The sequence below is a fragment of the Actinocorallia aurea genome, assembly GCF_054783995.1.
Window position 1 is genome coordinate 161,419 of the sequence record NZ_BAAGPQ010000032.1, and the last position, 21,460, is coordinate 182,878.

21 protein-coding genes are annotated in these 21,460 nt (G+C 70.1%); 10 read left to right on the forward strand and 11 right to left on the reverse strand.

The window, feature by feature from the left end; genetic code table 11:
- The first annotated feature begins 130 nt into the window (after positions 1–130).
- Entirely contained in the window at positions 131–2,023 is a 1,893-nt protein-coding gene (locus tag ACYVOM_RS35545) for a glycoside hydrolase family 15 protein (protein ID WP_460307981.1), read from the forward strand.
- 161 nt (positions 2,024–2,184) lie between these two features.
- On the opposite strand, the gene ACYVOM_RS35550 is transcribed toward ACYVOM_RS35545, so the two are convergent.
- The 5 genes from ACYVOM_RS35550 to ACYVOM_RS35570 all read right to left on the reverse strand — a co-directional run bounded on the left by ACYVOM_RS35550 (position 2,185) and on the right by ACYVOM_RS35570 (position 5,681).
- A complete protein-coding gene (locus tag ACYVOM_RS35550) occupies positions 2,185–2,565 on the reverse strand; it encodes a Fur family transcriptional regulator (RefSeq protein WP_460307982.1) in 381 nt (126 codons plus the stop codon).
- Entirely contained in the window at positions 2,562–3,425 is an 864-nt protein-coding gene (locus ACYVOM_RS35555) for a metal ABC transporter permease (RefSeq protein ID WP_460308010.1), read from the reverse strand. The genes ACYVOM_RS35550 and ACYVOM_RS35555 overlap by 4 nt, the downstream gene beginning before the upstream one ends.
- Before the next feature lie 21 nt (positions 3,426–3,446).
- Positions 3,447–4,283 (reverse strand): metal ABC transporter ATP-binding protein, encoded by an 837-nt coding sequence (locus ACYVOM_RS35560; protein WP_460307983.1) that lies wholly within the window; start codon positions 4,281–4,283, stop codon positions 3,447–3,449.
- Positions 4,284–4,432: 149 nt separating this feature from the next.
- Positions 4,433–5,329, reverse strand: coding sequence for a metal ABC transporter substrate-binding protein (locus ACYVOM_RS35565; RefSeq protein WP_460307984.1), 897 nt, complete (start codon positions 5,327–5,329; stop codon positions 4,433–4,435).
- Between the two features lie 70 nt (positions 5,330–5,399).
- The gene (locus ACYVOM_RS35570) at positions 5,400–5,681 is read right to left on the reverse strand and encodes a DUF6703 family protein (protein WP_460307985.1); all 282 of its coding nucleotides are present in this window, start codon (positions 5,679–5,681) and stop codon (positions 5,400–5,402) included.
- Between the two features lie 26 nt (positions 5,682–5,707).
- Here ACYVOM_RS35570 and ACYVOM_RS35575 point away from each other — a divergent pair, with 26 nt between their 5' ends.
- The 3 genes from ACYVOM_RS35575 (at position 5,708) to ACYVOM_RS35585 (ending at position 8,824) form a co-directional block, all read left to right on the forward strand.
- Positions 5,708–5,980: an antibiotic biosynthesis monooxygenase family protein gene (locus tag ACYVOM_RS35575; protein ID WP_460307986.1), complete on the forward strand. Its 273-nt coding sequence runs from the start codon at positions 5,708–5,710 to the stop codon at positions 5,978–5,980.
- A gap of 74 nt (positions 5,981–6,054) precedes the next feature.
- Positions 6,055–7,311, forward strand: coding sequence for a DUF1906 domain-containing protein (locus tag ACYVOM_RS35580; protein WP_460307987.1), 1,257 nt, complete (start codon positions 6,055–6,057; stop codon positions 7,309–7,311).
- Positions 7,312–7,456: 145 nt separating this feature from the next.
- Complete coding sequence (locus ACYVOM_RS35585; RefSeq protein ID WP_460307988.1) at positions 7,457–8,824, forward strand: glycine--tRNA ligase; 1,368 nt, start codon at positions 7,457–7,459, stop codon at positions 8,822–8,824.
- Between the two features lie 197 nt (positions 8,825–9,021).
- Here the strand turns inward: ACYVOM_RS35585 and ACYVOM_RS35590 are convergent, their stop codons facing one another.
- On the reverse strand, positions 9,022–9,663 hold the full coding sequence (locus ACYVOM_RS35590; protein WP_460307989.1) for an RlpA-like double-psi beta-barrel domain-containing protein: 642 nt from the start codon (positions 9,661–9,663) through the stop codon (positions 9,022–9,024).
- Between the two features lie 323 nt (positions 9,664–9,986).
- On the opposite strand from ACYVOM_RS35590, the gene ACYVOM_RS35595 reads away from it, so the two are divergent.
- Positions 9,987–10,412 carry an OsmC family protein gene (locus ACYVOM_RS35595; RefSeq protein ID WP_460307990.1) on the forward strand — a complete coding sequence of 142 codons (426 nt, stop codon included), beginning with the start codon at positions 9,987–9,989 and terminating at the stop codon, positions 10,410–10,412.
- Positions 10,413–10,510: 98 nt separating this feature from the next.
- Here the strand turns inward: ACYVOM_RS35595 and ACYVOM_RS35600 are convergent, their stop codons facing one another.
- The 3 genes from ACYVOM_RS35600 to recO form a co-directional block, all read right to left on the reverse strand.
- Positions 10,511–11,335 carry a hypothetical protein gene (locus ACYVOM_RS35600; RefSeq protein WP_460307991.1) on the reverse strand — a complete coding sequence of 275 codons (825 nt, stop codon included), beginning with the start codon at positions 11,333–11,335 and terminating at the stop codon, positions 10,511–10,513.
- A 205-nt stretch (positions 11,336–11,540) separates the two neighbouring features.
- Complete coding sequence (locus ACYVOM_RS35605; RefSeq protein ID WP_460307992.1) at positions 11,541–12,323, reverse strand: isoprenyl transferase; 783 nt, start codon at positions 12,321–12,323, stop codon at positions 11,541–11,543.
- Entirely contained in the window at positions 12,283–13,059 is a 777-nt protein-coding gene (gene recO, locus ACYVOM_RS35610; protein ID WP_460307993.1) for a DNA repair protein RecO, read from the reverse strand. The genes ACYVOM_RS35605 and recO overlap by 41 nt, the downstream gene beginning before the upstream one ends.
- 146 nt (positions 13,060–13,205) lie before the next feature.
- Between recO and ACYVOM_RS35615 the strand changes: the two genes are divergently transcribed.
- Both ACYVOM_RS35615 and ACYVOM_RS35620 read left to right on the forward strand, forming a co-directional pair.
- Positions 13,206–14,234: a M4 family metallopeptidase gene (locus ACYVOM_RS35615; protein ID WP_460307994.1), complete on the forward strand. Its 1,029-nt coding sequence runs from the start codon at positions 13,206–13,208 to the stop codon at positions 14,232–14,234.
- 11 nt (positions 14,235–14,245) lie between these two features.
- Positions 14,246–14,485: a protealysin inhibitor emfourin gene (locus ACYVOM_RS35620; RefSeq protein ID WP_460307995.1), complete on the forward strand. Its 240-nt coding sequence runs from the start codon at positions 14,246–14,248 to the stop codon at positions 14,483–14,485.
- Here ACYVOM_RS35620 and ACYVOM_RS35625 read toward each other — a convergent pair.
- Complete coding sequence (locus tag ACYVOM_RS35625; RefSeq protein ID WP_460307996.1) at positions 14,418–15,086, reverse strand: GtrA family protein; 669 nt, start codon at positions 15,084–15,086, stop codon at positions 14,418–14,420. The genes ACYVOM_RS35620 and ACYVOM_RS35625 overlap by 68 nt on opposite strands.
- 126 nt (positions 15,087–15,212) lie before the next feature.
- On the opposite strand from ACYVOM_RS35625, the gene ACYVOM_RS35630 reads away from it, so the two are divergent.
- Positions 15,213–17,231, forward strand: coding sequence for a hypothetical protein (locus tag ACYVOM_RS35630; RefSeq protein ID WP_460307997.1), 2,019 nt, complete (start codon positions 15,213–15,215; stop codon positions 17,229–17,231).
- A 25-nt stretch (positions 17,232–17,256) separates the two neighbouring features.
- Positions 17,257–18,168 carry a decaprenyl-phosphate phosphoribosyltransferase gene (locus ACYVOM_RS35635; RefSeq protein ID WP_460307998.1) on the forward strand — a complete coding sequence of 304 codons (912 nt, stop codon included), beginning with the start codon at positions 17,257–17,259 and terminating at the stop codon, positions 18,166–18,168.
- Between the two features lie 321 nt (positions 18,169–18,489).
- On the opposite strand, the gene leuA is transcribed toward ACYVOM_RS35635, so the two are convergent.
- On the reverse strand, positions 18,490–20,187 hold the full coding sequence (gene leuA, locus ACYVOM_RS35640; RefSeq protein ID WP_460307999.1) for a 2-isopropylmalate synthase: 1,698 nt from the start codon (positions 20,185–20,187) through the stop codon (positions 18,490–18,492).
- A gap of 258 nt (positions 20,188–20,445) precedes the next feature.
- On the opposite strand from leuA, the gene ACYVOM_RS35645 reads away from it, so the two are divergent.
- Complete coding sequence (locus ACYVOM_RS35645) at positions 20,446–21,456, forward strand: GH12 family glycosyl hydrolase domain-containing protein (RefSeq protein ID WP_460308000.1); 1,011 nt, start codon at positions 20,446–20,448, stop codon at positions 21,454–21,456.
- Positions 21,457–21,460: the final 4 nt, after the last annotated feature.

Genomic DNA, 21,460 nt, shown 5'->3' on the forward strand with positions numbered 1-21,460 from the left:
GCCTGGTCAGAGGGGGTGCTGTGGTCTAAGCCAATCGTCCTGTTCCAGAAACTTTGCGTTCTTTTCACACTGGATTGGAGCGTGCCCACCCGTGAAAACCGGGGAAGCAGAGTACGAGGGAGGTGAGGCCGTGCGTCGTCGTGGGGCCCTGGGGCCCGGCAGCGAACCGTTCGCGCCCATCGCGGACTTCGGGTTCCTGTCGGACTGCGAGACGACCGCGCTGATCGCGCCGAGCGGCAATGTGGAATGGCTGTGCCTTCCCAAAATCGACTCGCCCAGCGTGTTCGGCTCGATCCTTGACCGCGATGCCGGATATTTCCGGATCGCTCCGGCAGGGGTCGAAGTACCCGCAGCGCAGCGCTATATCCCGGGCACCATGGTCATGGAGACCACATGGTGGACCCGCGGGGGCTGGCTCGTCGTCACCGACGCCCTTCTCATGGGGCCCTGGCACCATGAGGGAGAGCGGTCGGAGTCGCACCGCCGCGCCCCCACCGACTACGACGCCGACCATGTGCTGCTGCGCAAGGTCAAGTGCGTCAACGGCAACGTGCAGGTCCGCATGGACTGCATGCCGGTGTTCGAGTACGGCCGCACACCGGCCCGCTGGAACTACACCGGCCAGGGCTACCAGGCGGCCGTGGCCGTCGGGGGCGGCCTCAGCCTGCACATGACGACCGACATGAACGTCGGTTTCGAGGGCTCGCTGGCCACCAGCCGCACCCTCCTGAAGGAGGGCGAGTCACGCTACGTCGCGCTGTCGTGGAGCACCCACGGTGCGCCCAAGGACCTGACCGAGGCCGAGGAGCGCATGCGGTGGACCATCCACCACTGGCAGCACTGGCTGGATCGAGGTGATTTTCCCGACCACCCGTGGAGGTCCTTTCTCCAGAGGAGCGCCCTCACCCTGAAGGGCCTCACCTACGCGCCCACAGGCGCGGTGGCCGCGGCGGCGACGACCTCGCTGCCCGAGGCCATCGGCGGAGACCGCAACTGGGACTACCGGTACACGTGGATCCGCGACAGCACCATGACGCTGTGGGCCTTCTACACGCTGGGCTACGACTGGGAGGCCAACGACTTCTTCCACTTCATCACCGACGTGGCGGAGGAGTCCGACGGACGCCTGCAGATCATGTACGGGGTGGACGGAAGGTCGGAGCTGCCCGAGTCGGAGCTGGAGCACCTGACGGGCTACGACAACGCCAAGCCCGTCAGGATCGGCAACGGCGCCTACACCCAGGCCCAGCACGACGTGTGGGGCGCGATCATCGGGTCGATCTACCTGTTCGTCCGCAAGCGCGACAGGCTCGACGACAGGCTGTGGAAGATCGTCGTCACCCAGGTCGAGGAGGCGCTGCTGCACTGGCGCGAGCCGGACTGCGGCATGTGGGAGGTGCGCGGCGCGCCGCAGCACTTCACCTCCTCGAAGGTGTTCTGCTGGCTGGCCGCCCAGCGCGGCGCCCAGCTCGCCCGGCTGCGCGGCGCCGACGAGCACTCGCGGGCCGAGCGCTGGCAGCGCGCGGCCGACGAGATCCGCGACGACGTGCTCGCGGGCGCCGTCGACCAGCGGGGCGTCTTCACCGCGCACTACGGCGCCAAGTCCCTGGACGCCTCGGTGCTGCTCATCCCGCTGGTGGGCTTCCTGCCCGCCGACGACAAGCGGGTGCGCGAGACGGTCCTGGCGATCGCCGAGGAACTCACCGAGGACGACCTGGTGCTGCGGTACCGGGCCGACGAGACCGACGACGGTTTCACCTCGGACGAGGGCACCTTCACGATCTGCTCGTTCTGGCTCGTGTCGGCCCTGGTGATGATCGGCGAGACCGAGCGCGCCAGGACGCTCTGCCAGAAGCTGCTGAGTTACGCCTCGCACCTCCAGCTGTACGCCGAGGAGATCGACCCGCACACGGGCCGGCACCTCGGCAACTTCCCTCAGGCGTTCACCCACCTGGCCCTGATCAACGCGGTGATGCAGGTCATCGGCGCCGATCGCGGCCAGCGCCTGTATCCGTTCAGTTAGCGAACGGGATCGTCCCGGGACGGTGGCTCACGAGGCCGCCGTCCTGAGGTGGCGGTTCCGCCTCCGCCCACCCGACATGGGCGGAGACGGACCCGCTGACACCCAGCCTAATCCGGCGCCGCCCGCCACACCGGGCGAACCGGCCACCCGTTCGATCCTTCTCAGGACGCGGCGCAGTCGGGGCAGGTGCCGAAGATCTCGATGGTGTGGGTCATGTCGGTGAAACCGTGCTCCTCGGCGAGCGCGTCGGCCCACTTCTCGACGGCGGGGCCGGCCACCTCGATCGTCTTTCCGCAGGAGCGGCACACCAGGTGGTGGTGGTGTTCGACGCTGGAGCACGCGCGGTAGACGGCCTCACCGTCGACGGTGCGCAGCACGTCGACCTCGCCGGACTCCGACAGCGCCTGGAGCGCGCGGTAGACGGTGGTCAGGCCGATCTTCGAGCCTTCGGCGCGCAGGACCGCGTAGATGTCCTGCGCGCTGCGGAAGCCCTCTCCCCCTGCCAGGGCGCGGCGAACGGCGTCGCGTCTGGCGGTCGTCATGAGGCCTCCTCTAGCGCGGTTTCTCGCCCCGACTCTAGCGGTCCGTACCCGGCCCGCGCCGCGCGGCGGCGGGTGAGCGGGCCGAGCACCGCGGACACGACGAACAGGGCCAGCGCGCTCATCACGATCGCCGGACCCGGCGAGATGTTCACCTCCCCCACGCTGAACTGGTAGGACGCGGTGAGCCCTCCGAGTGCGGACAGCACCCCGTAGACCATGGCGAGCGCGGCGGTCGCCTTGAAGCCGCGGGTGAGCTGCTGGGCGGCGGCCACCGGCACGACCATGAGCGCGCTGACGAGCAGCAGGCCGACGACCCTCATCGCGACGACGATGGTGAGCGCGGCGACGACCGCGAGCAGGATGCTGAGGAAGCGGGTCCGCACACCGGACGCGCGGGCCATCTCCTCGTCCTGGCACAGCAGGAACAGTTCGCGGCCGAACACCAGCAGCACGGCGAGGACCGCGACGACGAGGCCGCCGATCACGTACAGGTCCTCGGCGGACACGCTGCTGATCGAGCCGAACAGATACGACAGCAGGTTGGAGGTGCTGCCGCCGGGCGCGAAGTTGGTGACGAGGACGCCTCCGGCGAGGCCCCCGTAGAACAGCAGCGCGAGCGCGACGTCGCCGCCGGTCCGCCCCGAGGAGCGCATCAGCTCGATGAGGACCGCGCCGAGCACCGAGACGACGACCGCGCCGAGCAGCGGCGAGGTGCTGGTGACCAGGCCGAGGGCGACGCCGGTGAGGGCGATGTGGCCGATGCCGTCGCCGAGGAGCGACAGCCGCCGCTGCACGATGAACGTGCCGACGGCGGGCGCGGCAAGGCCGATGAGCAGCGCCGCGAGCAGGGCGCGCTGCATGAAGTCGTAGGCGAGCACTTGTCAGTCCTTCAGTACTTGGCCGTCGTCCTGGCGGAGCGCCGGGAACCCGGTGTCCCACAGCGACGCCTCGGCGGGGCCGCCCGTGTGCGGGTGGACGTGGTCGTGGCCGGGTTCGGCGCAGTCGCCGGACGGCTCGGGGGCCTCCCCCACGTGCACGATCTCGCCGTGCTCCAGCACGACGCTGCGGGTGATCAGCCCGGCGAGGGGTCCGAGTTCGTGCAGGACGAGCAGCACGGTGACGCCGCCCTCGACGAGCCGGGCGAGGGTCTCGGCCAGGGCCTGCTGGCTCGCGGCGTCGACCCCGGCGAGGGGCTCGTCCATGACGATCACGTCGGGCTGCCCGGCCAGCGCGCGGGCGATGAGGACCCGCTGCTGGGTGCCGCCCGAAAGGCCGGAGGCGCTCTGTTTGGCGAGGTGAGCGATGCCGGTCGCCTCCAGGGCCTCGTCGACGGCCTTCCGGTCGGCGGCCGAGGCGGGGCGCCAGCGGGAGCGCCGCGCGATCCGGCCCGAGGAGACGATCTCCCGGACGGTCACCGGCACGCCGCCGCCGACGCTGAGCCGCTGCGGCACGTAGCCGATCCGGCCCCAGTCGCGCACGCGCCGCGCGCCGAACACCTCGCGGTCGCCGGCGCTCAGGGGGACGAGCCCGAGGAGCGCGCGCACGAGCGTGGACTTGCCCGAGCCGTTCGGGCCCATGAGGGCGACGACCTCGCCTGGCGCGATCTCCAGGTCGATGCCGTGCAGGATCTCGCGGCCCTCCAGGCGGACCCGGCCGCCCTTCAGCCGGAAGACCGGGGTGGTGCCGGTCTCCGCCGGCGCTTCGGCGGTCGTCGTCATCGTCGTCCTCTTTCGGGGCGCTACGCGGTTCTGGAGCATCTCGTTCAGGAGCAGGTCGTTCAGGAGCAGGTCGTTCAGGAGCAGGTCGTTCAGGAGCAGGTCGTTCAGGAGCAGGTCGTTCAGGAGCAGGTCGTTCAGGAGCAGGTCGTTCAGGAGCAGGAGAGAGCCGTTCGCAGCGCGGCGAGGTTCGCGCGCTGGAGCGACAGGTAGTCGTCGGAGGAGCCTTCGGCGACGCCCTCGACCGGGTCGAGGACCGCGGTCTTGACGCCCGCGGACTCCGCGAGGGTCCGCGCGACCTTGGGGCTGGCGAGGGTCTCGGTGAAGACCGTGGTGACGCCGTGCTCCTTGATGTGCTCGACGAGTTCGGCGAGGCGGCGCGGCGAGGGCTCGGCCTCGGGGTCGAGCCCGGACACGCCGACCTGCTCCAGGCCGTAGCGGCTGGCGAGGTAGGTGAAGGCGGTGTGGCTCGTGACGATCGTGTGGTCCTTGCAGGAGGCGAGGCCCTCCTTGAACTCGCCGTCCAGGGCCGTCAGTTCGTCGGCGGTCTTCTGGGCGCCCGCCTTGTAGTCGGCGGCGTTGCCGGGGTCGACCTTGGCGAGGCGCTCTCCCAGCGCGGCGGCGACGGTCGCCATCCGGCTCGGGTCCATCCAGAGGTGGGGGTCGTGATCGCCCTCGTGGGCGTGCTCCTCCTCGGCGTGCGCCTCCTCTTCGTGGGAGTGGCCGTCGGAGGGGAGCAGGTCGACGACGGAGCCTGCGTCCAGCGCGCGGTCCGCGGCGTGCTGGGCGATCGCGTCGTCGACGGCGGGCTGGAGGTCCTTGACGTAGAGGGCGAGCCCGGTCTCGCTCAGTTCGCCGACCTGGCGCGGCGAGAGCTCGAGGTCGTGCGGCTCGGCGCCGGGCGCGGTGAGCGTGCTGACGGACACGTGGTCGCCGCCGACGCGCTCGGCGAGCCAGGCCATCGGGTAGAACGAGGCGGTCACCGCGGTGCGGCCACCGTCAGCGCCCGTGCCGCCTCCGCCGCCGCACGCGGCGGTCGCAAGGAGCATTCCGGACATAACAGCTGATGTCAGAAGGGGGCGCTTCATGCCCCCATCATGCGGAAAATGAAAACGATTGTCAAAATCGAGTGATATCTCCGACCGCGAAGGCGATCAGCAGGACGACCGCGCCCACCCGCAGCAGCCGCGCCGACCACGCCAGCCCCGGCCACGAAAGATAGGCGAACCAGCCGAGGAACAGCGCGAGCGCCGCCATGGCCAGCGCGCCCGCCCACGTGCGCACGAACAGGCCCACCACCATCAGCGCCGCCACCACGAGCGGGAGCACCCACGGCGGCAGCCTGTGCAGGAAGACCACCGTCGTCGCGCTGCGCCGTTCCACCAGATCACGCAAAGGCATGCCGTCCAGGGTGCCAGGATGGCCGGATGTTCGCGATCACCAGGTACCGCGTCGCCGACGACGCCGACTTCACCGCCCGTATGGCCCCCGTCCTCGCGGCGATGGAGTCCTCCCCCGGGTATCTCGGCGGAGAACTCGGCCGCTGCGTGGACGAACCCGACCTCTGGGCCCTGGTCACCCGGTGGGAAGGAGCCGGCTTCTACCGCCGGGCGCTCGGCGCCGTCCGGCAGGTCTTCGTCCCGCTGTCGGCGCTGGCCGTCGACGAACCCGGCGCCTACGAAGTGATCAAGCCCGGGTAAGGCCTGGCCACCGCGGGTTTGCCCGCCCTCCCCGCCGGTGATCAATGGCGAGATCCGCTTGGGGGGAACGTCACATGCGCAGAGCCGTCATCCTTTCCATCGGGGGCCTCGGCGCGGTCTCCGCCATCGTGGGGATCACCGCGATCACCCCCGGCCCGGACGCGACCGCGCTGCCGGACGCGCCAGCCCACACCGTCGAATACGGGGGGCTGCGGATCGCCGTTCCCCGGGGCTGGCCCGTCTACCGCCTCGACGGGGACCCGCGCCGGTGCGTCAGATTCGACGAGCACGCCGTCTACCTCGGCGTACCGAGCGGCGAACCCGACTGCCCGGCCCGGGTCGTCGGCAGGACCGAGGCGATCCACGTCACGGCGCTGCCCGCCGCCGAGCGCAAGGCGCCGGACGCGGGCCGCCGCGCCGCGCGCACCTCGCTCAGCACGCTGAAGGTCGCCGAGGCCGTCGACCGCCAGACGACGGTCGACCTGCCCCAGGCCGGAGTCCGGGTCACCGGCGTCTACGGCGCCGACCGCGCGCTCCTGGAACGCACCCTGCGCTCGGCGACCGCCGGGCCGGGCGCGCCGCCCGAGCCCGAGGACGAGGAGTTCGACGAGCCCGAGCCGCAGCCGCGGGCCTGGCACCGGGGCCCCGCGTTCGACACCTGCTCCGCGCCCTCCCAGCGCACCATGCGCGCCTGGCGCGAGGCCTACTCGATCACCAACATCTACATCGGCGGCGCGGCGCGGGGCTGTGCCCAGCCACGGCTCACCAAGGCGTGGGTGAAGAACGTCCGGGCGATGGGCTACCGCCTGATCCCCACCTACGTGGGCCCGCAGGCGCCCTGCTCGCCCTTCCGGGCCCGCTTCGGCAAGCGCGACGCCGCCGAGAAGGGCGTGCTCAGCGCCGAAGACGCCGTGGCCAAGGCGCAGGAGCTGGGCATCCCCGAAGGCCAGCCGCTCTATTTCGACATCGAGGCCTACAGCCGCAAGGACAAGGGCTGCCGCAAGGCGGTCCTGCGGTTCCTGCACTCCTGGACCGAGCGGCTGCACGAACTCGACTACAAGTCCGGTGTCTACAGCAGCGTCTCCGCAGGGATCAAGGACGTCGCCGACGCCGAGCGCACCAGGGACGGCGAGGAGCGGTTCCGGCGGCCGGACGCGATCTGGTTCGCCCGCTGGGACGGCCGCAAGCGCGTGCACGGCGACGAGCACGTGCCCGACGACCTGTGGCACCCGCACCGGAGGATCAAGCAGTACCGGGGCGGCCACGCCGAGCGGCACGGCGGGGTGAAGCTGCATGTCGACAGCAACATCGTCGACGGGCTCGTGTACTGACGCCCGGTGACGGGCCCGGCACGGCCCGCACCGTAACCCAGGCCGTCAATCGACCTTGGGTCCTACCCCCGTGCCCTAGACTCAAAACCGTCAATTACCGGGGTTCCCTGCTGGAGACATACTCATGGCCCGCCGTTCCGATGTGATGGAAAAGATCGTCTCGCTGTCCCAGAACAGGGGCATCGTGTTCCCCTCCAGCGAGATCTACGGCGGGCTCCGTGCGTCCTGGGACTACGGCCCGCTCGGCATCGAGCTGAAGAACAACGTCAAGCGCCAGTGGTGGAAGTCCATGGTGCAGGGCCGCGACGACGTCGTCGGCCTCGACTCGTGCGTGATCCTCAACCGGGAGGTCTGGGAGGCCAGCGGCCACGTCCAGACGTTCACCGACCCGCTCACCGAGTGCCAGAACTGCCACAAGCGGTACCGGGCCGACCACCTGGAAGAGGCGTACGAGGAGAAGCACGGCCGCCCGCCGGCGAACGGCCTCGCCGACCTCACCTGCGTGAACTGCGGCACCAAGGGCGCCTTCACCGAGCCCAAGCAGTTCAGCGGCCTGCTCAAGACCTACCTCGGCCCCGTCGAGGACGCCTCCGGCCTGGCCTACCTGCGCCCGGAGACCGCCCAGGGCATCTTCATCAACTACAAGAACGTCGAGCAGTCGGCCCGCCGCAAGGTCCCCTTCGGCATCGGCCAGATCGGCAAGTCGTTCCGCAACGAGATCACGCCGGGCAACTTCATCTTCCGCACTCGCGAGTTCGAGCAGATGGAGATGGAGTTCTTCGTCCAGCCGGGCACGGACGAGGAGTGGCACCAGTACTGGATCGACACCCGCATGGCGTGGTACCGCGACCTGGGCATCCGTGAGGAGAACCTGCGGTTCTACGAGCACGCCAAGGAGAAGCTCTCCCACTACTCCAAGCGGACCGTCGACATCGAGTACCGCTTCGGCTTCCAGGGTTCGGAGTGGGGCGAGCTCGAGGGCATCGCCAACCGCACCGACTACGACCTGAACGCGCACTCGGCGGCCTCGGGCAAGGAGCTGAACTTCTTCGACCAGGCGAGCGGCGAGCGCTACACCCCGTTCGTGATCGAGCCCGCGGCGGGCGTCGACCGGGCGCTGCTGACCTTCCTCATGGACGCCTACACCGAGGACGAAGCGCCCAACGCCAAGGGCCAGATGGAGACCCGCGTCTCGCTGCGCCTCGACCCGCGCCTCGCGCCGGTCAAGGTCGCGGTGCTGCCGCTGTCGCGCAACTCCGACCTCTCGCCGAAGGCCCGCGACCTCGCCGCCCAGCTGCGCAAGCACTGGAACGTCGACTTCGACGACGCCAGCGGCATCGGCCGCCGCTACCGCCGCCAGGACGAGATCGGCACCCCCTTCTGCGTCACCGTCGACTTCGACACCCTCGAGGACAACGCGGTCACCATCCGCGAGCGCGACAGCATGAAGCAGGAGCGCATCGGCCTCGACCAGGTCGAGGGCTTCCTCGCAGCCCAGCTCATCGGCTGCTGACACCGCACGACCCCGGAAAGGGGCCGCCCCGCAGGGGCGGCCCCTTTTTCGTGTGCCGGACCTGGCCAGTACGCGCCGGGCGGCGCGGCCGGACGGCACAGCGCGCAAGCCCTCGGCCGGGGGCGGCCGAGGGCTTGCGCGTCGGAGGGTCAGGGGATCTGGAGCGCCGGAGGGTGTGGAGCGTTCCAGATCAGGTCTTAGGAGCCGAAGGGCTGCCAGGCGCCCTTGGTGCCGGCGCCGGTGCCCCACTTGAGGACCTCGACCTTGACGCCCTTCAGGTGGCCCTCGTCGACGCCCGCGCTGTAGACGCTGGACGGCTTGCCTCCGTCGTACAGGTACCGGAAGGTGTAGGTGTCGAGGTCGAGCATGACGCCGCGGTGCGAGGGCTCGCCCGGACCGCGGTCGCCGACGAAGCCGGTGACGGAGCGGTCCTTGTAGGTGACCTTGACCTTGGTGTTCATGGGCCAGGACGGGGAGGCGAACATGCCCTTCTGCATCGGCTTGCCGGACGCCGGGGCGCCGGTGTCGCCGGCGACGCCGGAGCCGTCGTCCCAGAAGTAGGAGGCGGTGGTGGTGCCGCTCCACAGGACCTTGGCCTTCGCCTCTTCCTTGTCCTTCTTCGCCTCGTCGGCGGCCTTCTCGGCCGCGGCGGCCTTCTCGGCCGCGGCGGCCTTCTTGGCGGCGGCCGAGTCGGTGGCAGCGGCGCTCTTCGTCGAGACCGCGGCGGTGGCGGAGGTCGGGGCGGTGGACTCATCGGCGTTGGCGACGACGCCGGTGGTGACGGCCGCGAGGGCCACAACGCCGGTCAGAGACAGGGTGAGAGCACGCTGAGAAGACAAGGTCGTTCCTTTGATCGGGTGACAGGGCTCAGCCCGGGCGGCGGGATCTCGATCTGGATCTCCGTGGCCGTCGGCTCCGCTGGAAGGGAGTCCGGGCTGTCGCGCGAGTCGGGCGCCGGGGACGCAGGACCGCGCATGATGCGGGCTGAAAGCCGCTTTGTCTGACCAAGACCCGGGACTGGTTTGCCCGTTCTTGTCTTGATAACGGTTAGTTAACCATATCCGTCAAGGAGGCGTCAAATGTCCGCTTCACTTGGGTCAGTAGTAGGGCGCGGAACCCCATATCTCCAAGGGATAACGAGATTGGCGCTAGCATTCCGATCATGGCTACGACCCGCACCGCGCACGCGCACTGGGAGGGCCCGCTCATCGGCGGGCAGGGCACCGTCTCCCTCGACTCCTCCGGCATCGGCACCTACGAGGTGAGCTGGCCGTCCCGCGCCGAGAAGCCCGAAGGCCGCACCAGCCCTGAGGAACTCATCGCCGCGGCCCACTCCACCTGCTTCTCCATGGCCCTGTCCCATGGCCTGGCCGGGGCCGGAACCCCGCCCGACACCGTCGACACCAAGGCCGACGTCACCTTCCAGCCGGGCGAGGGGATCACCGGGATCCACCTGACGGTCCGCGCCTCGGTGCCCGGCCTCAGCGCCGCCGACTTCGAGACCGCGGCCCAGGCCGCAAAGGCCGATTGCCCCGTCAGCAAGGCCCTTTCGGGCACGACGATCACCCTCGACGCGACGCTCCTCTGAACGGCGCGGCCCCGGGGCCGAAAGGTAAAGAAAAAGCCGCCTCCGGATCTTCCGGAGGCGGCTTTACCGATTTCTTGACTCTTTACCTTGACGCGCCCTCAGGGCACCTTGAAGGTGATGTTCGTGTGGGTGTAGACGCTGCACGTCACCCGGCTGCCGCCCGTGTTCCAGGCCGCGCCGTCCGGGTAGTAGGCCAGGACCTGGAAGCCCGGGTCCTTCTTCTCCAGCTTCTTGACGGCGGCGGGGTGCCCGTCGAACCAGGTCTGGAGCTTGGTGCCGCACTTGTCGACGACCGCCTGGCCGCCGGGGAACGCCCCGGTCAGCGTCAGCGTCGTGAGCACCTGGGCGTTGTGCGGGTCGGTGCAGGGCAGCGCGTCGATCGAGTAGACCGTCTGGCCGTCGGCCGAGGTGTTCGTCGTCTGGTCGTCCAGGAAGCAGTCGCCGACCTTGAGGTCCCACGGGTCCAGGGTGCCGCCCTCGGTGATCTCCGCGGACGGCCCGGCGCGGTCGGGGCCGTTGAGGGCGTCGTCGACCTCGTCCACGCCCGAGCCGATGAGGACTTTCACCACGCCGAACACGATGAGGACACCGACGACGCCGGCGCAGCCGAGAAGGCGCGCGCCGATCCCCTTCTTGGGCGGGCGGCCGGGCGGCGGCGGGAAGCCGCCGGGGGGCGCGTCGAAGGGGTTGCCGCCCGGGACGGGCGCGCCGGGGAACGGCGGCGGGGTGCCGGGGCCGCCGGGCTGGCCATAAGGAGCCTGCTGCTGGCCGTAAGGGCCGGGCTGGTTGCTCTGGCCGTAGGGGTCGTACCCGCCCGGACCAGGTCCGCCAGGCTGCCCGTAGGGCTGCGCTGGCTGCCCGTACGGCTGCGGCGGCTGGTTGGGGTCGCCGGGGTAGGGCGGACCAGATGGGGGGAAGCTCATGAGGCGGCACCCTACAGGCATGCTCCGACAAACCTGACCTTGTTTCCACTCGCGGTGTCCGCCATGTCGGATCCCTCATGTGGCGTCCCCCACATTCGACGGCCGGGTGACGATCAGGGGACGCCCCGAGCCGAGCCAAGGCAGGAGGGGCACCGATCGCGCGCCGTGAGAGCGGTGCCCCTCGCCGAAACCGATACTACACTAATCAGGTAGTAATTACAGGATTGGGTTCGGCGCCGCCGTAGCGGCGGTCCCGGCTCGCGTACACCTCGCAGGCGTACCAGAAGTGCCGCCGGTCGAAGTCGGGCCAGAGGGTGTCCATGAAGACCATCTCGGCGTAGGCCGACTGCCAGGACAGGAAGTTCGACGTGCGCTGCTCCCCCGACGGGCGCAGGAAGAGATCGACGTCCGGGACCGACGGCTGGTAGAGGTACTTCGCCACGGTCTTCTCGGTGATCTTGTCCGGACTGAGCCGGCCCGCCTTGACGTCGCGGCCCATGGCGGCCATCGCGTCGGCGATCTCCGCCCGGCCGCCGTAGTTCACGCAGAACTGGAGAGTGAGGACGTCGTTGCCCCTGGTGATCTCCTCGGCCGTCTCCAGTTCGCTGATCACCGAGCGCCAGAGCTTCGGCTTGCGGCCCGCCCAGACCACCCGGACGCCCAGGGAGTTGAGCTGGTCGCGGCGGCGGCGCAGCACCTCGCGGTTGAAGCCCATGAGGAAGCGGACCTCCTCGGGCGAGCGGCGCCAGTTCTCGGTGGAGAAGGCGTAGGCCGACAGATACGGCACGCCGAGCTCGATCGCCCCCTCGACCACGTCGAAGAGCGAGTACTCGCCCTGCTTGTGGCCCTCGGTGCGGGCGAGGCCCCGCTCCTTGGCCCAGCGGCCGTTGCCGTCCATGACGATCGCCACATGCCGCGGGATCAGCTCCTTGGGCAGTTCCGGCGGCTTAGCTCCGCTCGGGTGCGGGTCCGGTGCGCGGAACCTCAACAGTCTTGCTCCTCTCGACATGGCGCAGCGATCTGATCCCGTGCTCCAGATGCCATTGCAGGTAGGCGGCCACGAGGCCGCTGCACTCTACCCGGTGTCGATCATCACTGCCGTCGGCGTGCTCCCAGTCGCCGCGCAGCAGCGCGATCATGAGCTCGAAGGTCTCCGGGGCCGGCGTCGCCGAGCCCGGCACCCGGCAGGCCAGGCACAGCGCGCCGCCCGCCGGGAGGGAGAAGCCGCGGATCCCGGCCCGGCCGCCGCAGCGCGCGCACTCGTCCAGCGCGGGCGCCCATCCGGCGACCGACAGCGAGCGCAGCAGGAAGGCGTCGAGCACCAGCCGGGCCTCGTGGCTGCGGTCGCCGAGGGTGCGCAGCGCCCCGACGAGCAGGAGGAACTGCCGCAGCGACGGCTCGCGCTCCTCGGCGGTGAGCTTGTCGGCGGCCTCCAGCATCGCCACGCCCGCGGTGTAGCGGGGGTAGTCGGAGACGAGCGGCTCGCCGTAGGGCCGGATGGTCTCGGCCTGGGAGATCAGGTCGAGCGAGCGCTTCTCGTACAGTTGGAGGTCGACATGGGTGAACGGCTCAAGCCGGGCGCCGAACTTCGACCTGGTCTTGCGGACGCCCTTGGCGACGGCCCGGATCTTGCCGGTCCGCCGGGTGAGGACGGTGACGATCCGGTCGGCCTCCCCCAGTTTCTGGGTGCGCAGCACGATGCCCTCATCACGATAGATCGTCACATCGCCCATTGTCCCGCATGGGCCGCCGTGAAACGGGCGCCCCCGCCGCCACACGGTGATCATCCGGATGCGCAGCGCGACCGGATCCGGCCGCGCCCCGGCGATTTCCCTGGGCCGGGCGCCCCCGCCGTGACACGGTGGGGCGCATGAGATGCACGATCGTGCCCCCGCACATCCTGGAGCGGGTCCTGGAGAGCTCCACCGATCCGGAACTGCGCGCGCTGGCGCTGCGCACCCTCCGGCTGGACGCCGCCACCCGCACCGAGAGACGCCTGGCCGGACCCGGCGGGCAGGGCAACGGGCGCAGGGACGAGCCGTACCGCACGATCAAGGACGCGATGAACCTTGAGGAGCTGCCCGGCAAGACCGTCCGCTCCGAGGGCCAGCAGCCGACCGGCGATCCCATCGCCGACCAGGCCTACGAATGGCTCGGCGCGACGTTCCGCTTCTTCGAGGACGTCTACGACCGCGACTCCATCGACAACGCCGGGATGGAGATGGTCTCGACCGTCCACTACGGCGCCGACTACGACAACGCCTTCTGGGACGGCGCCCAGATGGTCTACGGCGACGGCGACGGCAGGCTGTTCCTGTCGTTCACCGGCCCGCTCGACGTCACCGCGCACGAACTGGCGCACGGCGTCACCCAGCACACGGCCGACCTCGCCTACTACGGGCAGCCCGGCGCGCTCAACGAGTCCGTGTCGGACGTGTTCGGCTCGCTGGTCAAGCAGCACCACCTCGGGCAGACCGCCGACGAGGCGGACTGGCTCATCGGCGCGGGGCTGTTCGGCCCGTCGGTCCAGGGGGCGGCGCTGCGCTCGCTCAAGGCGCCCGGCACCGCCTACGACGATCCGGAATTGGGCGCCGACCCGCAGCCCGGCCACATGGACGCCTACGTGCGCACCCACCAGGACAACGGCGGCGTGCACATCAACTCGGGCATCCCGAACCGCGCCTTCTACCTGCTGGCGGCCGAGCTCGGCGGCCACGCCTGGGAGCGCGCGGGGCTGATCTGGTTCGACACCCTGACGGGCGGGACGCTCTACCCCGACACCGACTTCCAGGGGTTCTCCGCGGCGACGGCGGCCGCCGCGTCCGCCAGGTTCGGGGCCGGCTCACCCGAGCACGAGGCCGTCGTGCACGCCTGGACGTCGGTGGGCGTCCGGCGATGAAGGTGACGGTCGTGCGCACCGGCGGTTTCGCCGGGATCGTCCGGCGGGGCAGTTCCGACACCGCTGCCGACCCGGTGCTGCGCGCTCTCGTGGCGCGGGTCGATCCGGCCGCCTCAAGCGGCGCGCGGGCCCGCCGGGCGCCCGACCGGTTCTCCTACGAGATCGACATCGACGGCAGGCATGTCACGGTCGGCGAGTCGGAGCTGACGGGCGCGCTCCGCGAGCTCGTCCACCATGTGCTGGACGGCTGACCTCGGCGGGCCGGAGGCCGCGCGCCGAGGGAGGGGCGGGCCATGCCGAAGGTGTGCCCGATGGCCGCATCTGAGGTGTGACATTCTCAATCCGCCCATCGCTGAAGATGGGGAGGGGTAGGTCGGGCGCGGTGACCGTGGCGGCGCCGGCGACCGCCCCGCCGCCGACGCTGTCAACCTCGGCGGTCCCGCCGTCCGCCCCCACGAAAACCCAGCGCTTGTAGCCGAAGTAGCGGAACACGGTCGCCAAGCCGATACCGACCGTCAGCGCGATATTTGACCAAAGTTTACCCTCCAACGTCAGGTGGGCCGCGAGCGCCAGGACCGCTTGGGTGATGACGTATCCCACACCATTCATCACAAAGAACAGTGTGTATTCGCGCGCTGCACTCTCCGTGCGGATGTGGCGGAAGGTCCAGTAGCGACTGGCGAGGAATCCGACGGTCGTGGAGACGACCATGGCCAGGGAGTTGGCGGTGAGCGCCCCCCACCCATAGCTGATGCTCAGGAGGTTGAACAGGAGGTAGTTGATGCCAACGCAGATCACGCCCACACCGCCGAAGCGGGCGAGCTCGCCGATCAAATTCCGGTATCGGTGCACCTCCCGATCCTAGGGCAGAATCACCTATTTCTCGGCAATACGGAACAACCCGGGTAAACTTTGGGATACTCTTCCGTCCCAGTTGAGCGATGCTCCCCCCTGCGCTCAACGGGAAGGAGAACCACAGTGTTGTTGCCTGCGGCGCTCCTGATCACAGCGACTCTCGGAGTCCTTGCAGGCGCCTTCGGGCTCACGGTGTGGACGAGGCCGTCCAGGGCCTCGGACGCGGTCATCGCGTTCTGGGTGTTCTCCCTGGGCTCCATCATGCTGCTCACCGTGGTGGTGGGCGCCCTCGCCCACCTCTACCAGCCGATCCCCCTTACCCTCGGCGCCTGGGTCTTCGGCGCCGTCGGCCTCTTCGCCGCGTTCCGCGAGGAACGCCGCAACCCCGGCCTGTTCCGAAGGCGCGCGCAGACCTGGCTGCGCCGCGCGTTCCGCGGCTGGGGCCCGCACGGCATCGTCTTCGCCCTGACGCTGCTCACGGTGTTCGTCTACGCCGTGCGCGCCTGGTTCGGCGTACGCCTCCCGGCCAGCGACTGGGACGGCCTCATGTACCACCTGGTCGCGCCGTCGGCGTGGGTCCAGGCCGGAGAGGTCGGCAGGGCCACCGAGGTCATCTGGGCCGACGCCTACCCGATGGGCGTCGAGTCCCTCGCCGGCTGGCCGATGGTGTTCCTCGGATTCCCCGACTACGGCGTCCTCTTCCTCCTTCCCGGCTACCTGCTCGCCGGCGCGTCGCTCGTCGCCCTCGCCCGGCGGCTCGGCCTGAAGCGGGCCCCCGCCCTCCTCGTCGGGCTCGTGTTCCTGCTGACACCGTCGGTGTTCGCGCAGGCCAACACCTTCTACGTCGACGTGCAGAGCGCCGCGTTCGGTCTCGCCGCCCTCGCCGTGCTCGCCAGCCTGCCCGGGGCCACGGAACTGTCCGGCAAGCCCACCCAGGTGATCGTCCGCAAGATGCTGGTGCTCGGCTTCGCGCTCGGCGCCGCCACCGCCACCAAGTCCAGCAACCTCGCGGTGATGGGCGTCGCCGGCTGCGCCGCGTTCGTCGCCGTCGCCTGGGCGTCCGGAAGGCACCGGCTCGGCCTCTGGCCCTTCTTCCGGGCCGCGCCCGCGCTGATCCTGCCGATCCTCGTCATCGGCGGCTACTGGTACCTGCGGACCTGGATGCACTACAAGAACCCCTTCTACCCGGTCACCATGCTCGGGTTCGAGGGGCTGGGCACCGTCGAGGACGTGGTGATGAACACCAACGTCCCGCTCGAACTGCGCAAGATGTCACTGCCCGAGCAGCTCTGGGAGTCCTGGTCGCAGCCGTTCACCGACCTGCTCACCACCCAGGTCTACGACGTGCGGCTCGGCGGGCTCGGCATCGCGTGGATGACGTTCGTGCTGCCCATCTCGATCCTCGGCATCGTGATGTGGCTGAAGAACTCGTGGCGGCACCCCGGCATCGGCCTCCTCCTGCTGCTCGGCATCGGCGCCACCTACGGCCCGAGCCTCGCCCCCTGGTGGGGCAGGTACGTACTGCTCGGCTACGGCTGCCTGCTGATCTTCGCGGTCTACTTCACCGCGCGGCTCTCCGAAGGCCGCTCCTTCGCCCGCAACTCCGCGGTGGCGCTGCGGCTGGTGCTCGCGGTGAGCGTCGCGATGGCGGTCTTCACCGGCCACCGGCACGTCGCCATCACCACCGGCGACCCCGCCGACAAGGCGATGTTCGACAGGACCGGCGGCCTGCCCCTGGAGCGGGCGCTCGCGCTCACCATGGAACCCGACCGGTCGCGGCGGATCTGGCCGTGGACGGAGTTCGGCGCGCTCGACGCCCTCCCCGCCGGGACCGTCATCGCGGTCGCGCGCGGCAACCTCCAGTCGCTGCTGCAGCCCATCCGGGGCACCGCCATGCAGCGCGACCTCGTCGTCGTCGAGCCGCCGCCCGACACGGCGACCCTCATCAAGGAACTGCGCGAGGTGGGGGCCGATCACGTGCTCATCGATCGCTCCGTGGTGTGGGACCCGGTACGCGAGGCCCTGTACAAGGACCCCTCGTTCACGTTCGTCACCGACCTGGGCGGCGTCGCCCCCCGTTACAACCCGCCACCGGACGGCAAGCTGTTCCGCCTGGAGGCCGACCCCGACACCCGTCGCTAGACTCCTCCGAAAGGAACCCCCCGCCGTGAGTCTCACTCTCGATACGACACCACTGCCGTCACGGCTCGGCCTGTACAAAGGCCTGCTCCGGACGGCCCGGCCCAAGCAGTGGACCAAGAACGTCCTCGTGCTCGCCGCGCCGCTCGCGGGCGCGCGGATCTTCGAGGCCGCCGTCCTCGGCAGGACCGCCCTGGTCTTCGTGCTGTTCTGCTGCGCCGCCTCGGGCATCTACCTGCTCAACGACGCGATGGACGCCGAAGCCGACCGGGCCCACCCCACCAAGAGGATGCGGCCCGTCGCGTCCGGGATCGTCCCCGTTCCGGTGGCCTACGGCGTCGGGCTCGGCCTGTCGATGCTGTCGGTGCTCGGCGCGGTCCTGCTGCTCAACTGGCAGACCTCGCTGATCCTCGCGGTGTACGCGATCGTGCAGATCCTCTACTGCGTGAAGCTCAAGCACGTCGCGGTCCTCGACATCGCGGTCGTCGCCTCCGGCTTCCTCATGCGGGGTCTGGCGGGCGGCACCGCGTCCGACGTCGCGCCGTCGCAGTGGTTCCTGGTCACCGTCGGGTTCGGCTCGCTGTTCGTGGTGGGCGCCAAGCGCGCCGGGGAACTCGCCAAGCTCGGGGAGGACGCCAAGCACACGCGCAAGCTCCTCAGCGAGTACAGCGAGAGCTACCTGCGCTTCGTGTGGCAGGGAGCCGCGGCGCTGATGCTGCTCTCCTACTGCCTGTGGGCGCTGGAGGGGCCCGACGGATCGTCCGTCGGGCAGCTCAAGCTGCTCTCCATCGTCCCTATGACGCTCGCCATCCTGCGTTACGCCCTGATCGTCGACAAGGGCGAGGCAGGCGCCCCCGAGGACGTCCTCCTCGGCGACCGCGTCATCCTGGCCCTCGGCGGCACCTGGGTCGCCGTCTACGGCGCCTCAGTGTTCCTCTAGGGCCGTCCTAGAGGGCTGTCCTCTAGGACGTTCCAGCGCGCTGCGGACGGCGGGGCCGCACGGGCGCAAGCAAAAGGCCCCCGATGGGTGAGATCATCACCTCTCGGGGGCCTGTTTTTTTGCCCGGCTCCGGCCCTGTGGGGCCTGCGCCGGGCTGTGATCGGGCGCTTGAGATCCCTGGGCTGCCCTCCGGCCCTGGGGGCCTGCGGGCAGCCCAGGGGCGCCCGATCACGTGCGGCATCGCGCCTGGCGGCGCTCCCTGGAAACCGATCTGGTCAGGGCCGCACTCGATCAACGGTGAAACTGAGCGAGTCAGCCCTATCAAGCACGGTTCACGGCGGACAGGACGGCCTTCAGGGAGGCCGTGACGATGTTGGCGTCGACGCCGACGCCCCACAGGGTCTGGTCGCCGATCTGGCATTCGACGTAGGCGGCGGCCTTGGCGTCGCCGCCCTCGCTCATGGCGTGCTCGGCGTAGTCCAGGACGCGGACGTCGATGCCGATGGGGGCCAGGGCGTCGACGAAGGCGCTGATGGGGCCGTTGCCGATGCCCTCGATCTCGCGGATCTCGCCGTCGACGCGGACGTCGCAGTTCAGCAGGTCCTTCTCGTCGACGCGCGAGGAGGTGCGGTGCGCCAGCAGGCCGACGCGGGGGCCGGCCGACAGGTACTCCTTCTCGAAGATCTGCCACATGGCCTCGGCGGTGACCTCGCCGCCCTCGTCGTCGGTGCGGGCCTGCACGACGCGGGAGAACTCGATCTGCAGCTTGCGGGGCAGCTCCAGCGAGTGCTCGGTCTTCATGATGTAGGCGACGCCGCCCTTGCCGGACTGGCTGTTGACCCGGATGACCGCCTCGTAGGAGCGGCCGACGTCCTTGGGGTCGATCGGCAGGTAGGGCACCTGCCAGGTGAACGCGTCGACGGGCACGCCCGCGGCCTTCGCGTCGCGCTCCAGGTGCTCGAAGCCCTTCTTGATGGCGTCCTGGTGGGAGCCGGAGAAGGCCGTGTAGACCAGGTCGCCGCCGTAGGGGTGGCGCTCGTGGACGGGCAGCTGGTTGCAGTACTCGACGGTGCGGCGGATCTCGTCGATGTCGGAGAAGTCGATCTCCGGGTCGACGCCCTGGGTGAACAGGTTCAGGCCCAGGGTGACCAGGCAGACGTTGCCGGTGCGCTCACCGTTGCCGAACAGGCACCCTTCGATGCGGTCGGCGCCGGCCTGGTAGCCCAGCTCGGCGGCGGCGACCGCGGTGCCGCGGTCGTTGTGCGGGTGCAGCGACAGCACGACAGAGTCCCGGTAGGCCAGGTTCCGGTTCATCCACTCGATCTGGTCGGCGTAGACGTTCGGGGTCGCCATCTCCACCGTCGCCGGCAGGTTGATGATGACCTTCCACTCCGGGGTCGGCTGCCACACGTCGTTGACGGCGTTGCAGACCTCGACGGCGTACTCCAGCTCGGTGCCGGTGAAGGACTCGGGCGAGTACTCGAAGAAGATCCGGGTGCCCTGCGCCTCGGACTCGGCGGCCAGCTTCTTGCACAGCTTGGCGCCCTCGACGGCGATCGCGGTGATGCCGTCCTTGTCCTGGCCGAAGACGACCCGGCGCTGCAGGGTGGAGGTCGAGTTGTACAGGTGGACGATCGCCTGCTTGGCGCCCGCCAGGGACTCGAAGGTCCGCTGGATCAGCTCGGGGCGGGCCTGGGTCAGCACCTGGATCGCGACGTCGTCGGGGATCAGGCCGTCCTCGATGATCGTGCGGACGAAGTCGAAGTCCGTCTGCGAGGCGGCGGGGAACCCTACCTCGATCTCCTTGTAGCCCATCTGCACCAGCAGCTTGAACATCTTCAGCTTGCGGGCGGAGTCCATCGGGTCGATCAGCGCCTGGTTGCCGTCGCGCAGGTCCACCGCGCACCAGCGGGGCGCCTCGGTGATGACCTTGTCGGGCCAGGTGCGGTCCGTCAGCTTGATCGCCGGGAAGGGGGCGTAGCGCTGGTAGGGCATTCCGCTGGGCTTCTGCTCGTTCATCGGGGGTACCGCTCCTCGTCTTCGATCTTAAGAATCTACGACGGGCGACACTCAGCTCCGCGACGAGGAAGCCCGTCCGTCAGGCCTCGTCGCGGCCGCTAAGGAGGAGCAGACCGAACAGCACATCTGCGAACGTAGCAGATTTCCGCCCGGTTAACGAAACCGGCGGCGTCGTGATCTTTGCCCGGAATCTGCCTGCGCACTGCCCGCCTTGTGCTTCGATGGGGCGACGGAAAGCCCCAGGAGGAAGGCCGGTTCTTGCGAGCGACACTGGGTGGCGCGGCCGCTATCGCGCTGGTGGCGGCGCTGTGCCCCTGGGGCGCGGCGGCGCGCGCGGAGACCCGCTGCAACACCGGCGAGCCCGGGTTCGTCGAGGGCGGGTACGCGGTCCAGGCGAACCGGTGGAACAGCAACGGTGAGATCTGTGTCACCTACGAGGGCGGTGCGGGCTTCACCGTCAGCGCCAGCTCCCTCGACTGGGGCAACCTCCAGAACGGGGCGCCTCCCGGCGCGTACCCGAACATCGGCACGGCGCTCGCCGACCAGCGGCTCCCGCTGCGCGTGGACGATCCCAAGGACGTCCGCACGACCTGGCGGATCGGCACCGCAGAAGGCGACTACAACGCCTCCTACGACGTCTGGTACCACCCGGACGCCGCCGCGTGCACCTCGACGGCGCCGCACATCGTCGCGAACGGCGGCGCGCTGGAGATCATGATCTGGCTGACCAGCCCGGGCATCGACCCGTCCCCGCAGTGGAAGATCGCCGACGCGGTGAGCCTGGGCGGCCGCACCTACGACCTCTACCGGTTCACCGGACCGACCGGGCAGGTCGGGCTCATCTACGACATGCGCGAGAACACCACCGCCATCGACGACTTCGACCTCAAGCCGTTCGCCGCGGACGCGGTGGCCCGCGGCTTCCAGCGCCCCGACGCCTACCTGTGCAAGGTCCAGGCAGGGTTCGAGATCACCCGCGGCGGCGTCGGCCTGCGCACCGACGCCTTCGCCCTGCACGTCGGGGAGCCGCGCGCGACGCAGCCGACGGGCCCGGAGCTGAACGGCCAGCAGATGCCGAACCCGACCGCCACGCCTCCCCCGGCCACCCCGGCGCCGACGGTGCAGGAGTCCGCGCCGCCGGCCGCGCAGAAGGCGGTGGCCGACGATGAGCCCGCCTCACGGCTGCCGCTGCCGCTGCTCGCCGTGCTGCCGCTGGCCGCGGGCGTGGCGGCCGGCCTCTGGTGGTGGCGGCGCGGGTCCGCGCGCTGAGCGC

Excerpts from the sequence above, each read along its gene's own strand:
- ACYVOM_RS35550 (WP_460307982.1), bottom strand. The coding sequence starts at position 2,565 with ATGACGACCGCCAGACGCGACGCCGTTCGCCGCGCCCTGGCAGGGGGA.
- ACYVOM_RS35555 (WP_460308010.1), bottom strand. The coding sequence starts at position 3,425 with ATGCAGCGCGCCCTGCTCGCGGCGCTGCTCATCGGCCTTGCCGCGCCC.
- ACYVOM_RS35560 (WP_460307983.1), bottom strand. The coding sequence starts at position 4,283 with ATGACGACGACCGCCGAAGCGCCGGCGGAGACCGGCACCACCCCGGTC.
- ACYVOM_RS35565 (WP_460307984.1), bottom strand. The coding sequence starts at position 5,329 with ATGCTCCTTGCGACCGCCGCGTGCGGCGGCGGAGGCGGCACGGGCGCT.
- ACYVOM_RS35570 (WP_460307985.1), bottom strand. The coding sequence starts at position 5,681 with ATGCCTTTGCGTGATCTGGTGGAACGGCGCAGCGCGACGACGGTGGTC.
- ACYVOM_RS35575 (WP_460307986.1), top strand. The coding sequence starts at position 5,708 with ATGTTCGCGATCACCAGGTACCGCGTCGCCGACGACGCCGACTTCACC.
- ACYVOM_RS35580 (WP_460307987.1), top strand. The coding sequence starts at position 6,055 with ATGCGCAGAGCCGTCATCCTTTCCATCGGGGGCCTCGGCGCGGTCTCC.
- ACYVOM_RS35585 (WP_460307988.1), top strand. The coding sequence starts at position 7,457 with ATGGAAAAGATCGTCTCGCTGTCCCAGAACAGGGGCATCGTGTTCCCC.
- ACYVOM_RS35595 (WP_460307990.1), top strand. The coding sequence starts at position 9,987 with ATGGCTACGACCCGCACCGCGCACGCGCACTGGGAGGGCCCGCTCATC.
- ACYVOM_RS35600 (WP_460307991.1), bottom strand. The coding sequence starts at position 11,335 with ATGAGCTTCCCCCCATCTGGTCCGCCCTACCCCGGCGACCCCAACCAG.
- ACYVOM_RS35615 (WP_460307994.1), top strand. The coding sequence starts at position 13,206 with ATGAGATGCACGATCGTGCCCCCGCACATCCTGGAGCGGGTCCTGGAG.
- leuA (WP_460307999.1), bottom strand. The coding sequence starts at position 20,187 with ATGAACGAGCAGAAGCCCAGCGGAATGCCCTACCAGCGCTACGCCCCC.